At 71.9% G+C, this 13,686-nt stretch carries 12 protein-coding genes and 1 pseudogene; 6 read left to right on the top strand and 7 right to left on the bottom strand.

What is annotated here, in order from left to right:
* Nucleotides 1-51: 51 nt before the first annotated feature.
* From P3T35_RS26145 to P3T35_RS26135, 3 genes are read left to right on the top strand one after another with little or no spacing between them, the layout of a single operon-like run.
* Nucleotides 52-981 carry an EamA family transporter gene (locus P3T35_RS26145; RefSeq protein WP_280707935.1) on the top strand — a complete coding sequence of 310 codons (930 nt, stop codon included), beginning with the start codon at nucleotides 52-54 and terminating at the stop codon, nucleotides 979-981.
* Nucleotides 982-993: 12 nt separating this feature from the next.
* Nucleotides 994-1,416, top strand: a complete 423-nt coding sequence (locus P3T35_RS26140) for an NmrA family NAD(P)-binding protein (RefSeq protein ID WP_101380721.1) — start codon at nucleotides 994-996, stop codon at nucleotides 1,414-1,416.
* 8 nt (nucleotides 1,417-1,424) lie between these two features.
* On the top strand, nucleotides 1,425-2,255 hold the full coding sequence (locus P3T35_RS26135) for an isocitrate lyase/phosphoenolpyruvate mutase family protein (RefSeq protein ID WP_101385054.1): 831 nt from the start codon (nucleotides 1,425-1,427) through the stop codon (nucleotides 2,253-2,255).
* Between the two features lie 27 nt (nucleotides 2,256-2,282).
* Here P3T35_RS26135 and P3T35_RS26130 read toward each other — a convergent pair whose 3' ends face one another.
* Entirely contained in the window at nucleotides 2,283-3,497 is a 1,215-nt protein-coding gene (locus P3T35_RS26130; protein WP_101380720.1) for a Dyp-type peroxidase, read from the bottom strand.
* Nucleotides 3,498-3,554: 57 nt separating this feature from the next.
* Between P3T35_RS26130 and P3T35_RS26125 the strand changes: the two genes are divergently transcribed.
* Nucleotides 3,555-4,904 carry a right-handed parallel beta-helix repeat-containing protein gene (locus tag P3T35_RS26125; RefSeq protein WP_280707932.1) on the top strand — a complete coding sequence of 450 codons (1,350 nt, stop codon included), beginning with the start codon at nucleotides 3,555-3,557 and terminating at the stop codon, nucleotides 4,902-4,904.
* An 18-nt stretch (nucleotides 4,905-4,922) separates the two neighbouring features.
* Here the strand turns inward: P3T35_RS26125 and P3T35_RS26120 are convergent, their stop codons facing one another.
* Both P3T35_RS26120 and P3T35_RS26115 read right to left on the bottom strand, forming a co-directional pair.
* On the bottom strand, nucleotides 4,923-5,753 hold the full coding sequence (locus tag P3T35_RS26120; RefSeq protein WP_101380719.1) for a hypothetical protein: 831 nt from the start codon (nucleotides 5,751-5,753) through the stop codon (nucleotides 4,923-4,925).
* A gap of 171 nt (nucleotides 5,754-5,924) precedes the next feature.
* Nucleotides 5,925-8,717 carry an SdrD B-like domain-containing protein gene (locus P3T35_RS26115; protein ID WP_101380718.1) on the bottom strand — a complete coding sequence of 931 codons (2,793 nt, stop codon included), beginning with the start codon at nucleotides 8,715-8,717 and terminating at the stop codon, nucleotides 5,925-5,927.
* A gap of 313 nt (nucleotides 8,718-9,030) precedes the next feature.
* Here P3T35_RS26115 and P3T35_RS26110 point away from each other — a divergent pair, with 313 nt between their 5' ends.
* Nucleotides 9,031-9,429 carry a PPOX class F420-dependent oxidoreductase gene (locus P3T35_RS26110; RefSeq protein ID WP_101380717.1) on the top strand — a complete coding sequence of 133 codons (399 nt, stop codon included), beginning with the start codon at nucleotides 9,031-9,033 and terminating at the stop codon, nucleotides 9,427-9,429.
* 7 nt (nucleotides 9,430-9,436) lie between these two features.
* On the opposite strand, the pseudogene P3T35_RS26105 reads toward P3T35_RS26110, so the two are convergent.
* The 3 genes and pseudogenes from P3T35_RS26105 to P3T35_RS26095 all read right to left on the bottom strand — a co-directional run.
* Nucleotides 9,437-9,778 (bottom strand): annotated as a pseudogene (locus P3T35_RS26105) (zinc-binding dehydrogenase); the annotation flags it as partial.
* Nucleotides 9,779-9,821: 43 nt separating this feature from the next.
* Complete coding sequence (locus P3T35_RS26100) at nucleotides 9,822-11,294, bottom strand: ATP-binding protein (RefSeq protein WP_348533438.1); 1,473 nt, start codon at nucleotides 11,292-11,294, stop codon at nucleotides 9,822-9,824.
* Nucleotides 11,295-11,459: 165 nt separating this feature from the next.
* Nucleotides 11,460-12,437: an NAD(P)H-quinone oxidoreductase gene (locus tag P3T35_RS26095; RefSeq protein ID WP_101380715.1), complete on the bottom strand. Its 978-nt coding sequence runs from the start codon at nucleotides 12,435-12,437 to the stop codon at nucleotides 11,460-11,462.
* Nucleotides 12,438-12,721: 284 nt separating this feature from the next.
* On the opposite strand from P3T35_RS26095, the gene P3T35_RS26090 reads away from it, so the two are divergent.
* Nucleotides 12,722-13,342, top strand: coding sequence for a cyclodeaminase/cyclohydrolase family protein (locus P3T35_RS26090; RefSeq protein WP_101380714.1), 621 nt, complete (start codon nucleotides 12,722-12,724; stop codon nucleotides 13,340-13,342).
* Nucleotides 13,343-13,366: 24 nt separating this feature from the next.
* Here P3T35_RS26090 and P3T35_RS26085 read toward each other — a convergent pair whose 3' ends face one another.
* Nucleotides 13,367-13,627: a hypothetical protein gene (locus tag P3T35_RS26085; protein ID WP_101380713.1), complete on the bottom strand. Its 261-nt coding sequence runs from the start codon at nucleotides 13,625-13,627 to the stop codon at nucleotides 13,367-13,369.
* Between the last annotated feature and the right edge of the window lie 59 nt (nucleotides 13,628-13,686).

Genomic DNA, 13,686 nt, shown 5'->3' with positions numbered 1-13,686 from the left:
GTGAAAAGCCTGTCTTGGACTCATGGATTGATCTCGCGTCAGATGGAAGGCGTGACCAGTCCAACCGCACAGCGAGCCCTTGGCGGCGCCGGCGTTCCCGACGCTCCCCGCAGCAATCTGCGGCGCACCGCCCTGACCGCCATCACCCCCGTGATCTTCGGTACCACCTACATCGTCACCACCGAGCTCCTCCCGGCTGGGCACCCACTCCTCGCGGGACTCATGCGGGCGCTGCCGGCCGGCCTGATCGCGCTGCTGGTCACCCGGACGCTGCCGCGCGGCGCCTGGTGGGGGAAGGCCGCGGTGCTGGGCATGCTCAACATCGGCCTGGCGTTCCCGCTGCTCTTCGTCGCCGCCGAGCGCCTGCCGGGCGGGGTGGCCGCCACGCTGGGGGCGGTCCAGCCGCTCGTCGTCGCCCTCCTCGCGGTGCCGGCCCTGCGCGAGCGGCTGTCCGGCTGGCGGGTCGCCTGGGGGCTGGCGGGCGTGCTGGGCGTCGGCCTGGTGGTGATCGGGCCGAAGGCGGCGCTCGACCCCGTGGGGATCGCGGCGGGCCTGGGCAACGCGGCCTCGATGGCCCTCGGGGTGACGCTCACCAAGCGCTGGGGGCGCCCTGCCGGGGCCGGCCCCACCGCCTTCGCCGGCTGGCAGCTCACCGCCGGTGGCCTGTTCCTGCTGCCGCTCACCTTCCTGGTGGAGGGGGCGATGCCGGGGATCACCCTGCGGGCCGCCCTGGGCTTCCTCTGGCTGAGCCTGGGCGGCGGCCTGCTCGCCTATGTGCTGTGGTTCCGCGGCATCACCACCCTGCCGGTCAGCTCGGTGGCCGTGCTGGTGCTGATCTCGCCGCTGGTCGCCGCGATCCTGGGCGCCGTGGTGCTCGGCCAGACCCTCGGCGCGATCCAGCTGGTGGGGTTCGTGATCTCGCTCGCCGCCATCGTCGCGGGCCAACTCCCCGCACCCGCAAAGCTGTTCAACCGTCGCTGAAAGGACCTCGCAATGTCGGACAAGAAGCCGGTCGTCCTGGTCACCGGCGCCACCGGCGGCCAGGGCGGCGCCGGCGCCCGCCGGCTGCTGGACACCAGCTGGGCGGTGCGCGCCCCGGTCCGCGACCCGGACAGCCCGCGGGCCAGGGAACTCGGGGCACTCGGCGCCGAGTTGGTCACCGGCAACCTCGACGACCCGGGGTCGCTGCGCGCGGCGGCCCAGGGCGCGCACGGCGTCTTCAGCGTCCAGCCCGCCGTCGTGGCCGACCCCGACCTCGACCGCGAGGTCCAGCAGGGCCTGGGCGTCGCCGACGCGGCCCTGGCCGCAACTGCTCACCCTGGCGGCCTGGTTGCGTCCGACCTCGGTTCTGGAGCGGTGGCACTCGCCGTCCGTGTCGCAAAACTGCCAGCGCCCGGCCGATTCGCGCTGCTCTAATGGCGATCATGACCGCACAGCACGACAGCGCCCAGCTGTTCCACGCCCTCCACGACCCCGCCGCCCCGCTCGCGTTGGCGAATGCCTGGGACGCCGCCAGCGCCCGCCTCGTCGAAGCCACCGGCGCGCGGGCCATCGCCACCACCAGCGCGGGGGTCGCCTGGGGCCTGGGGGCCGCAGACGGCAACCGGCTCGACCGCGACGAGGCGATCGCGCTGATCCGCCGGGTGGTGAACGCCGTCTCCGTTCCGGTCACCGCCGACATCGAAAGCGGCTTCGGCGCCACCGCGAGCGAGGTCGCGGAAACCGTCGCCCAGGTCATCGCGGCCGGTGCCGTCGGGATCAACATCGAGGACGCCCACACGGGCGGCAGCTCCCCGCTGCGTCCCGTCGCCGAGCAGTGCGAGCGCATCGCCGCCGCGCGCTCGGCGGCCGACCAGGCGGGCGTCCCGCTCTACATCAACGCCCGGGTGGACACCTACCTGCGCGCCGTCGGCTCCGAGGAGACCCGCCTCCAGGAGACCCTGGACCGCGCCCGCGCCTACCTCGACGCCGGGGCCACCGGAATCTTCGTGCCCGGCGCCGTCGACGCGGCCGTGATCGCCGACCTGACCGAGGGCATCCCCGCCCCGGTGAACATCCTGGTCGGCCCCGGTGCGCCGTCCGTGGCCGAGTTGTCGAAGCTGGGCGTGGCCAGGGTCAGCCTCGGCTCCTGGGTCGCCGAGGCGGCCTACGCGGTCGTGCGCCGAGCGGCGACCGAACTGGCCACCACCGGCACCTACACGAGCATGGCCGGCGCCCTCGGCTACGACGAGCTCAACCACCTGATGCGCGACTGAGCCGGGCTGAACCGAGTTGGGCCGCCGTCACGTCCAGAGCCGGTCGCCGAGCGTCCCGCCGGGTGCGGCGCCCGGCAGGACGTAGGCCACGGCCGAGGCCTGGTGTCCGAGGTACGGCATGAGGGCGTCCCGGCCGGCCAGGCGGTTCTGGACGCGGGTGAACTGGGCCGGGTCGCGCATGAAGGCGCAGAAGAGCAGGCCGCGGTCGGTCGGGCCGTCGTCGTAGCTGTAGCTGCGGCGGAGCATGCGGGCACCGCCGTCGAGGCGGGGGCTGGTGAGACGGACGTGGGCGGTGGCGGGGATGACGTAGGAGCCATCGGGGTTCTTGGCGTAGATGTCCGGGTCGTCGTGCTCGGCAGTGCCGGTGAGCGGGACACCGTCGCCGGCGCGGCGGCCGATCACCCGGTCGCGCTGGTCCTCGGGGAGGGCCGCGAAGCCGGCGACGTCCATCCGGATCCTGCGGTAGACCAGGACCGTACCGTTCTGGTGGGCCCCGGGCGGGCCCCAGACCCACTGCTCGGCCGCCGCGTCGTCCGGGTTGGCGGTGCCGTCCTTGAAGCCGAACAGGTTGCGCGGGGTGGTGCCAGGGGCGGTGCGGGGCAGGAAGCCGGACTGACTCCAGCGGGCTGCGGCGCCGGCGGCGTGCGCGGCCGTGCCGGCGAGTTCGGCGACGACGGTGAGGGTCCAGCGGTCGGCCGCGCACAACTGGACCAGGAGGTCGCCGCCACCGCGCGCCGGGTCGAGGCGGTCGCCGGGGAAGGGCGGCAACTCGGCCAGTTCGGCGGGGACGTCGAGACCGAGCCGGGTGGCGAGGGCGGGGCCGACGCCGACCAGCGAGCTGAGCCGGGTCGTGCCGCCGCCCTGCAGCCGCGGGTCCGGCGGACCGTCGGAGGCCGCGGTGGCGAGGGTGCGGGTCAGCGCGCCGAGGACGCCGCGCAGGGTCTGCCGGTCGGCCGCCGCGGAGGTCTGCGGGAGGTCGAAGGCGAGCAGGTGCGTGGCCGGCTGCTGAGGCGTCGTCACACCGGCCTGCCGGGAGCCGTGGAAGGGGATCGCTGCCTCGGGCGGCGGGGCGCCGGTGGCGGCGGCGCGGCCGGGGGTCCGGCCGCCCCTCGCCAACTCGTCGGCCGCCGCGCCGACCCCCGCGGCGAGCACCGCTCCGGCGGCGAACAGGGCTCCTCGCCGACCGAAGCGGGTGGCGGCGGGTCGGGCCGGATCCTGCGGATTTCCCGGTTCGGTGGGCATGCTGCCATTGGAGACGATAGAACTCCTGTCATGCAAATGCTGTCTCCTTATCGCCAGTTGAGCCGATCAGCAGTTCGACCGACGGCGTTCCGGGGGACGGCGGCGCGCCTCGCGGTGCTGGCCGCCTCGGTGGCGATGGCAGCCTGCGGATGCTCCTCGTCGGGTTCGACGTCCGCCGACGCGCGGCATCCGGCCGGGACCGTGCTGCGCGTACCGCAGGACTTCCGCACGGTGCAGCAGGCGGTGGACACCGCTCGCGAGGGCGACACGGTGCTGATCGGCCCGGGCACCTACCGGGAGAGCGTGCACCTCGCCAAGCCCCGCGTGGTGCTCCGCGGCACCGACCGCAACGCGGTGGTCTTCGACGGCGGCGTGCGCATGGTCAACGGCATCACCGTGACCGGCGCCGGCTCGGTGGTCGAGAACCTCACCGTGCACGGCTACCTCGCCAACGGCGTGCTGTTCACCGGCGTCACCGACGAGCGGCTGCAGCAGCGCGGCGCCGGCGGCTCCGCCTACAACCCGCTGGACACCGCCCGCTTCCCGGCCGTCCAGGGCTTCCGGGCGACCCGGGTGACGGCGTACGACAACGGCCTGTACGGCATCTACGCCTTCGACGCGCGCGGCGGCGTGATCGAGGACTCCTACGCCTCCGGGCAGGCCGACTCGGGCATCTACGTCGGCCAGTGCAAGCCCTGCGACACCGTCGTGCGCGGCAACACCATGGAGCACAACGCGGTCGGCATCGAACTGACCAACGCCTCGGACGGGTTGTCCGTGCTGGGCAACCGCGTCGCGGCCAACCGGGTCGGCGTCACGGTCAACTCCAACGACCAGGAAGCCCTCGCCCCGCAGCACGGCGCGGTGATCGCGGGCAACGTGGTCGCCGACAACAACGCCGCCGACACGCCCGAGCAGGCGGACGGGGGCTTCGGGATCGGCATCGGGATCGGCGGCGGCACCGGCAACCGCGTCCAGCGCAACCTGGTCCGGGGCAACCAGGCGGCCGGGGTGGTCGTCACCGACCCGCCGGGGCACCCGGCGAGCGACAACCGCGTCGAGGGCAACCGGGTCACCGGCAACGGCGTCGACCTGGTGCTGGCCGCGGCCGACCCCGGCAACTGCTTCGGCGGCAACCAGCCCACCACCCAGAGCCCCGACAACCTGGAAGGGCTCGCGGGCTGCAGCACAGGTGGCCGGGGCACCCTGCCCGCCGGCCAGACCTCGTCAGTGCAGGCGCCGCCCGGTGTCCCGTTCAGCCAGGTGCCGGCCCCGCCCGCCCAGCCGTCCATGCCGGACCCGACGGCCCCGGCCGGCCCGGCGACCGGCCTGCCGGGGGCCGTCGACCCGAACGCGTACCCGCTCCCGACGAACGCCGACACCGTGCCGCTGCCGCAGCCGCACTGATCAACCGGCGGGTGGCGGTCAGTCGGTGGCCCACGGCGCATCGGGGAGCTTTGCGTTGCCGTCGTGCCCGGCGAACTCCAGGGTGGTCGGCGTTCCCAGGCCCGGCATCCGCATCGTCACCCGCCGCAGTCCGCCGCTGCCGTCGACCCAGTAGGTCAGCGGCGACCGCCCGCCATCGGCTCCCGTGCCGGGCGTGGTGCCCTCGGCGCGCGGCCCGGCCATCCGGTCGTAGTCGCGGCCGTCGATCCGGTCGCGGCCCAGCCAGCGGGCTCCGGACTGGGCGAGCAGCAGCGGGTTGTCGGGCCGGTCCGCGCCGAGCTCCATCAGCAACTGGAGCCCGGCGTCCAGGGGATCGGTCGTGTACGCGCGCGGGGACCAGCCCGAGCGCGGGATGTGCTCGGCCTGCTGCCAGGGCGGGCTGCCGTCCAGTGCGGGGGCCAGGCCGAGGCCGTCGCTGTCCCAGACGATCAGGCCGTGGTCCAGCTGTGCGGCGGGCGACGCGGACGATCCGGCCGTCCCGGACGATCCGGCCGTCCCGGTGGTCTGGTAGCTCCCCACACCGTGGTGGGTCCGGTAGTCCACCACGCCGCTGACCCGCAGCACCACTCCACCACCCTCGGTGGCCGTCAAGGTCACCGCCACGGGACTGGCTTGATACAGGTTCAGCCGGGTCAGCGCCAGCCTCGACGCCTCGTCCATCGTCACCGGCCGCTCGCCGCCACTGCCGGTCAGGCTCCGGTAGGCGGCCACGCCGCCCACCGCGGCGCCGCACACCGCGAGCGCGACCAGGGCTCTGAGCCAGCGGGTCCGGCGAGGCGTGCGGCCATCGGTCTTGGTCTTCCGAGCCATGCGGGCGCCTTCTCTCCTCGGTCTGCCTTGTCGGTCACGCAGTCGGGCGGTCACGCAGTCGGGCGGTCACGCAGTCGGGCGGTCACGCAGTCGGGCGGGTCCGCCGACCACAGGTCGGCGAACCCGCCCGATCCGGCCCCGGTCACCGGTGCCGGCCACCCCTTTCGGGGGCTAGTTGTGCTGTGCCCTGCGCCTGCGCATCAGCACCAGCAGCGCCGCGCCGCCGGCGGTGAACGCGGCGCCGCCGACCAGGGCCAGCGGAACCACCTCGCCCATGCCGGTGAACGCGAGGTGCGAGCCGGGCGGGGAGCCGGGGCCAGGCGCGGGCGGCGTCGGGCCCGGCGCGGCCGGCGTCGGTGTCGGTGTCGGGGACGGACTTGGCGTCGGCGTCGGCGTGGGGGTCGGGCTGGGAGAGGGGGTGACGAGCTTCTGGTTGACCGCCGTCACCGAGACTCCGGTGCCGAGGTTGTCGGCATCCAGCACCAGCGGCCCGAACACCGTCACAGCCGGTGCGGCGTACCCGGCAGGCGGGCTGACCTCCTGCCAGTAGTACGTCCCCACCGTCCCGCTGCCCTGGCAGACGCCGTCGGCCCCGGTCGTGCACGGGCCACCGACCCGGGTGTCGGGTTTGGACCCGCTGGTCTGCAGACCGTCGGTGCCGTTCGTCTCCTTCCACAGCTGGAACTCGGCCCCGGCCAGCGGCTTGCCGTCCTGGTCGTGCTTGACCAGCCGCAGCACGCCCTCCTGCTGCCGGAAGCCGAAGTCGTAGGTGTGGTTGTTCTCGCCGGGCCCGCCGGTGGTCAGCGCCCGTTCCGGGTAGGTCGCACCGGGCGGAACGATGCCCTTGGAGTCGATGAAGTGGTTGGTCCCGACGTCCGCGTCGGTCGGCACCCACTCGTAGAGCGGGCCGCCCTTGGCGTAGTCGGCCGGATTGTCGAGGCGGATGGTGTAGTTGGTCTTCGGCTTCAGCCCGCCGGTGACGTCGGAGTCGTCGAAGTAGTACTCACCGCGCGCCGTCGTCTTGGTCGTTCCGACCAGCTTGCCCGACCCGTCGTACAGGTGGACGGTCGCGCCCACCACCGGACGCTGGCCCGGGTTCTGGATGCCCTTGCGCTCGGGGTCGTACCAGACCCGGTTGCCGATCTGCAGCGGGGCCTGGTCGCACAGCACCTCCAGGTCGCCCATCGAGGCGCCCTTGCCGAACGGCGCGACCGTCCCCTTCGGGGTCAGCCGCAGACCGAACTTCGGGTCGTGCCGGCCGTCCGCCCGCTGGAGGAACGACGTGCCGTAGCCGACCGGCGTGTGGTCGGGGTCGAAGCCGGAGACCGCGATGGTGTTCTCGACCTTGGAGAGCGCCATCCCGGCGAACGCCGTGTTGTGGTGGCCCACCTCGGCCCAGGCGGTGTCGAAGAAGCGGGTGCCCCGGGGGGACAGCCCGCAGCCGTTGTTGGTGTCCATCACGTACGTGCCGTTCGACAGGCAGGCCTTGTCCAGGTCGCCGCCGGACATGACGTTGGAGACCGAGCCCGGCGCGGGGGCGCCCGGCCCGCGGTCGGCGAAGCGGTCGCGGAAGGCCAGCAGCATCGAGCCGTCGGTCTCGAAACCGACCTCACCCAACTCCGGTTCGGGGTTGGCGATGGTGTAGTTGCCGCAGGCCTTCCCGTTCTGCGTGGTCGGGTAGGTGCTGGTCCACGGGAACCAGCCCGCGCCGCCGCACGGGCCCGAACCGACGGTCGACTGCCGCGGGTAGTCCAGCGGCTGGTCCAGCACCGGTTTGCCGAACGCCCCGGTGGCGAGGTCGAAGGGCATGACCACCGCGCGCAGGTCGGAGGCCTTGCCGGTGGACTGGCCGGAGCACACACCGCCGACGTAACCGACGTTGTCCTGCATGCCCAGGCCGAACGGTCGCCAGTCCCCGTCGGCCGGGCAGCCCGGATCCGGGATCGGGTAGGCGGCCTTCGGCGCGGTCGCTGTCGCCGCGGTGGCGTCGTAGCGGTAGAGCTTGCGATTGTTGAGGTTGACGACGAACAGGCTCGTGCCGTCGTCGGTGATCTTGATGCCGCCCAGGCTCTCCTTGCCCGGCACATCGAGGAAGGCGTCATCCGTCCCCGGTCCGTGCACCGTCGTCCCCGCGTCCGGAACGGTGGTGAACAGCGTGGTCGTGTTCCGCGCGGGGTCGGTCACGTAGATCCCGCCGGCGCCGCCCGGACCGTAGTCGGTGCCGCGCTTGGCCATCGCCGAGGAGAAGATCCGCTTGTCGGCCTTGTTCCACGCGATGCCGAACAGGGTCCCGGTCTGGGCCTTGGTGGCGATGTCGGTGACGTTGACGTCGACGCCGTCCTGGCCGCGCGCGTTGTACGGGAAGGAGACCAGCGTGCGCTGGGATCCGCCGTCGTTCGTGGTGGGCTGACAGGTGGTCACCAGCGTGGCGTTCTTCTGGCAGTAGTCACCCGGGCTCCACAGCCCGGTGGTGTACGCCACCTTCTTCCCGCCGGAGAGGTCGACGAACTCCTCGTTGCTGCTCAGCTGGGTGGGCGCGCCGTCCAGCCCCTGCCGCGAGGCGAAGGCCGGGAACAGCACACCGGGCTGCGGATTCACCACCTGCACCCGGTACTTGCCGCCGGTGGCCTTGCTCGCGGCCGGCGCCAGCGTCACCGTGCCGTCGGCAGCCGTGACTGCGTTGATGCTGGTCCCGGCGTCATCGGTGAGGGTCACCGTGACGCCCCCGATGCCCGGTTCCAGCGCGGGCGTCCAGACGCCGCTGGTGTCCACGGCCCGGATCACCCGGACCGTCACCGAGCCGTCCCCCGCCTGCGAGTACGCCGTCGGCGCCCCCGCCAACGAGCAACTGCCGATCCCTACCAGGATCGCCGCGACGCCGCCCACCGTGCGGCGTCCGACTGTCCCGGCCCGCCGACGCGGCTCGCGCGCGCCGCCGTCCGATTGGTCATGTGTAGATGTCATCCCCTGCTCTCATCGCTCAGGAGGGCCAATTGCCCAACCTCATGGGGGGAGTTCACAGCGATGGCGGAGAACCGCCGTACGGCGAGCTTAAAGGGGAATTAAGCAAGATCGTGGCGGAATGGCGAATTCGGTGTCCATCACTCCACCGCACAACTGTTCTCAATTCGCACAGGCATCCAGGACCTGGCGCACGATCTTCCCCATCTGCTCCCCCCGCCCGCAGCGCCCAGTGCGCCTTCGCCGCCTCTCCAACGGCAGCACCTAGGGTGAGCAGGCCGGATCCGACAGTTGGGACCGATGGAAGGGGCACACCGTGCTGTCAGACGACCTCAAGCACTACCTCGACGACAACCCGGTCTTCGCGACCCTGGCCACCATCCAACCCGACGGCAGCCCCCAGCTGTCGGTCGTATGGATCAAGCGCGACGGCGACGACCTGCTGTTCTCCACGGTCGTCGGGCGGCGCAAGGAGCGGAACCTGAGTCGCGATCCGCGCGTGACCGTCATGATCAACCCCCCAAACGCGCCCTACACCTACGCCGAGATCCGTGGCGAGGCCACCATGACCACCGAGGGCGGTCCAGGGCTGATCGATGAGCTCTCCCGCAAGTACACCGGCAAGGACTACGCCGAGTTCAACCCGGCCTCGGCCGACGACCCCCAGCGGGTGGTCGTCCGCATCACTCCCCGCAAGGTCGTCGGCAGCCTCTGAGCACCGGCCCGCCCTGCAGACCGATGATCACCAACCGGCCCGCCATCGCCAGCGCATCCACGTTCCGCTGCAGGTACTTGGCCCCCATGATGTCCAGGATCACGTCCACCCCGTGCCCACCGGTGGCCTCCCCCACCGCCGCCACGAAGTCCTGCTCCCGGTAGTTCACCAGCACATCCGCGCCCAACTCCTTGCAGCGCGCCAGCTTCTTCGCACTCCCCGCCGTCACGATCACCTTGGCGCCGACGGCCTTCGCCAACTGCGTCGCCATCGTCCCGATCCCACTCGCACCACCGTGCAGCAGCACCGTCTCGCTCGGACGCAAGTGCGCCACCATGAACAGGTTCGACCGTGTCAAGAAACCCCCACGAGGACCTGGCGATTGCGGCGGGCTACTGTGAGCCGGCATACAGGTCGGCAAGCCCGACGAGGTCGACCTCGCCTTCCGCGGCACGCTCTCGCAAGTCCGAGGTGAACCCGCCGCCGGAGAAGCAGACCAGCCGGGTGTGTGTGGAATCGAACTTGTCGTTGTTCCTGATCAGTTCACGGATACGGCGCAGGCGCTCCAGGTGACCCAGGCCCATCACTTCGTTCCACTTGGCTTCGCCGATGGCCAGCAGTGGCGGTCGTGCGCCGTTGGCATGCCCGATCACCGCCACGTCGACCTCACATGTGGTCCGGTTCGCAGGGTCGTTGATCGTTCCGGCAGTCACCTGCGTGGGCCAGTCGCCGAAGCGGTCACCCGCGAAGTGGAGTGCCCACTCCCGGCAGAGTCGCTCGAAATGGGTACCGAGGATGTTGGCTGCGAAGCGTCCTCGGCTGCGCTCCCAGATCCGGGCCGTGCCGGAGCCATGCAGGAGTTGGGACCAGAACGGCCGCATGATGGCGTGGTAGAAAGCGAGCAAGGGCTCGTTGATTCGGAAATCGGTGCGATTCGCGCGGAACGCGTCGTTCTCGCGGACGACAAGCCCTGCGTCCTCCAACACAGTGAGCGGGTGGGAGAGTTCATTGGTCTTCCGCCCAACATGTTCGGCGATGCCACCCCGTCCGGTGTTGCCCTCGGCGATGGCGGCCAGCACGGAGTGATACAGCGCTCCGTCACGCAGGTCCGGCTCCTCGGCCAGCAAGTAGCGCGCCTCCAGGAACATCGGGCTACCCGGAGAGAGGACGGCTCGAACAACCCAGTCGTCGAAGTCGTCCAGACTCCTCGGCACGTCATGCCTGATCATGTCCGTGCGGTATGCAGGCGTACCACCGACCACAGCGTGCACGCGCGCTGCCAGCCGAGGGTCCTCGAAGCCCCAGAACCGCGCAGCAGCACGGTAGTCAAGGGTGTGAACGGTCAGGTCGAGCGAAGCGCGGCCACGCAGTGGTGCGTTGCCAGACAGCAGCTTGCCCATGAACGACATCGCCGAGCCGCACAGGAGCAGCCGCGTACGCGATTCGGTCCGCTCGGCTCGGCGGGGGGCGTAGGCGGCCTGGATCATCGAGGGCAGTGCCGGGGAGACACGTGCCAGATAGGGGAACTCGTCGATCACCACAGGCACAGGGCGCTCCCGCCCGAGCCGCAAGAGGATGTCGATCACTGTAGGCCAGTCCGTCGGAGCGATGGGGGCGACCGGGTCCAGATGCCGCGTCAGCGCTGTCCCCACCAGGGCCAGCGACTCCGCCTCCGTCGCCTCCTGTGCGGAGAAATAGAAGCCTCCCGCCTGCTGGCATACCGCCTCCAGCAGAAAGCTCTTCCCCTGCCGTCGCCGCCCAGAGACCACACCCAAGGTGGCGCCGGCCCGCTCGTTCTCCACGAAATCGGCCAGCTGGGACCACTCCCGGTCCCGGTCGAACATGTCCGTCGGCTTGAGCATCATCCGGTGGGCACCATTCCCGAGAAGCACAGTTGTGATAACTGTACTTCTCTCACTCGCCCGCCACACCTCAACAAGCTCTGACCAGTGACGTCACCGCGGGGAAGACGAGCGGGCAGCGGCAGCTCAGCGACGATCACGCACTGAGCTGCCGTCAACTTCGTCTCCTCAGGCCTGGAGCACGATCTTCCCCACCTGCTCCCCCGCCTCCAGCGCCCGGTGCGCCTCGGCCGCATCCTGCAACGGCAGCACCCGGTCGATGACCGGCTTCACCACACCCGACTCCACCAGCGGCCACACGTGCTCCCGCACCGCCGCCACGATCGCCGCCTTCTCCACCAGCGGACGCGGCCGCAGCGACGTCGCCACCACCGCCGCCCGCTTCGCCAGCAGCTTCCCCAGGTCCAACTCCCCGGTCCGCCCGCCCTGCAGACCGATGATCACCAACCGGCCCGCCATCGCCAGCGCATCCACGTTCCGCTGCAGGTACTTGGCCCCCATGATGTCCAGGATCACGTCCACCCCGTGCCCACCGGTGGCCTCCCCCACCGCCGCCACGAAGTCCTGCTCCCGGTAGTTCACCAGCACATCCGCGCCCAACTCCTTGCAGCGCGCCAGCTTCTTCGCACTCCCCGCCGTCACGATCACCTTGGCGCCCACCGCCTTCGCCAACTGCGTCGCCATCGTCCCGATGCCACTCGCACCACCATGCAGCAGCACCGTCTCGCTCGGACGCAGGTGCGCCACCATGAACAGGTTCGACCACACCGTGGCGGCGACCTCCGGCAGGGCGGCGGCGGCGACCAGGCCCAGGCCGCGCGGGATCGGCAGCAGTTGCCCGACCGGGACGACGACCTGCTGCGCGTAACCGCCGCCGGCCAGCAGTGCGCAGACCTCGTCGCCGACCGCCCAGCCCGAGACACCGGGGCCCAGCGCCGCGATCCGACCCGAGCACTCCAGGCCGGGGTACTCGGCGGCACCGGGCGGCGGGGGGTAGAAGCCCTGGCGCTGCATCAGGTCGGCGCGGTTGACGGCGGTGGCGGCGACCTCGACCAGGACTTCGCCCTCACCGGGGACCGGGTCCTCGACCTCGGCCCAGACGAGGGCGTCGGGACCACCGGGCTCAGGAATCGTGATTGCATACATGGCTCGAAGTTACTCGCCGGTGCAGCCGATCGGGCCTGCGCCACCCTGTGGTCGACCACACACGACCGCACACGTGTCGCGACACCGGTCCCGCGATCGCCGAACCGACGCCGGACGACGCCTAAGCGATGCCGGACGGACGTCGAAGCGATACCGGACCGACGTCGAACGAACGCCGGACAGACGGCAGAGGGACGCCGGACGCTCGCCCCCGGTCAGTGAACTGACGATGTGTCAGCTGTGGCAGGATGCGACTACCGATCCTTTCGACCGGAAGAGCCGCCGTGCGCGACGAGACGATCAGTGACTTCCTGGACCGACTGGCCGCCCGGGTGCCCGCCCCCGGCGGCGGCGCGTCGGCCGCCCTGCACGCCGCCCAGGCCGGGGCGCTGCTCGCCATGGTGGCCCGCTACAGCACCGGGGAGAAGTACGCCGCCCACCAGGTCGTGGTGGACCGGATCACCCGGGAGGCCGACGCGCTGCGCGGGCGGGCGCTGACGCTGGCCGAGCAGGACGCCGCCGCGTTCACCGCGGTGGCCGACGCCTACCGGCTGCCCAAGGACTCCGAGCAGGCCAGGACGGCCCGGTCGGCGGCGATCGCCCGGGCGCTGGTCGGGGCCGCCCGGCCGCCGGCCGAGGTGATCACGGTGGCGCTGGACGCGGTGGAGCTGGCCGAGGCGCTGCTGCCGATCGGCAACCCCAATGTGATCACCGATGTGGCCGCCGCCGCGGAGGCGGCCCGCGCCGCCGCGACCACCGCGCGGGTGAACGTCGAGGTCAATCTCACCGGGATCCGGGACGAGCGGACCCGCGGCGCGCTGCTCGCGGACACGGCCCGGGTGGACGAGATCGCCGCCCGGGCCGAGCAGGTCACGGCCGCGGTCCGCGCCGAGCTGGCGAAGTGAGCGAGCCCGGGAACCGACCGGCCGTCACTCGGCCGCCGCGACGCGCTGAATGGTGATCACCCGGTCGGTGGCTTGCAGCACCGCGGCCTCTGGGTCGGCGAAGTCCAGGATCCGCCGGCCCCGCACCACCGCGACCACCAGGTCGTCGCACTTGCGCGGGCTACCGCCGGACACGGCCCGGGTGACCACCAGCACCGACAGCGCCACCGCCACCCACAGGCCAACCTGGCGCAGCGGTGGCCGACTCCCGCGAGCCGGCAGCACGACCCCCGGGTCCGGCTCCACCTTGGTCAGGCCTCCAGCATGCGGGGCCGGTGGGCGGATCGTGCGCCCACCCCAGCAGC

Source organism: Kitasatospora sp. GP30, assembly GCF_029892145.1.
GTDB classification, from domain to species: Bacteria; Actinomycetota; Actinomycetes; order Streptomycetales; family Streptomycetaceae; genus Kitasatospora; species Kitasatospora acidiphila.
This window is presented reverse-complemented; position numbering and strand designations above follow the sequence as displayed.

Bases quoted from the DNA above. Each gene is read 5' to 3' on its own strand.
- P3T35_RS26115 (WP_101380718.1), bottom strand. From the start codon at position 8,717: ATGACATCTACACATGACCAATCGGACGGCGGCGCGCGCGAGCCGCGT.
- P3T35_RS26095 (WP_101380715.1), bottom strand. From the start codon at position 12,437: ATGTATGCAATCACGATTCCTGAGCCCGGTGGTCCCGACGCCCTCGTC.
- P3T35_RS26120 (WP_101380719.1), bottom strand. From the start codon at position 5,753: ATGGCTCGGAAGACCAAGACCGATGGCCGCACGCCTCGCCGGACCCGC.
- P3T35_RS26140 (WP_101380721.1), top strand. From the start codon at position 994: ATGTCGGACAAGAAGCCGGTCGTCCTGGTCACCGGCGCCACCGGCGGC.
- P3T35_RS26100 (WP_348533438.1), bottom strand. From the start codon at position 11,294: ATGATGCTCAAGCCGACGGACATGTTCGACCGGGACCGGGAGTGGTCC.
- P3T35_RS26130 (WP_101380720.1), bottom strand. From the start codon at position 3,497: ATGCCCACCGAACCGGGAAATCCGCAGGATCCGGCCCGACCCGCCGCC.
- P3T35_RS26135 (WP_101385054.1), top strand. From the start codon at position 1,425: ATGACCGCACAGCACGACAGCGCCCAGCTGTTCCACGCCCTCCACGAC.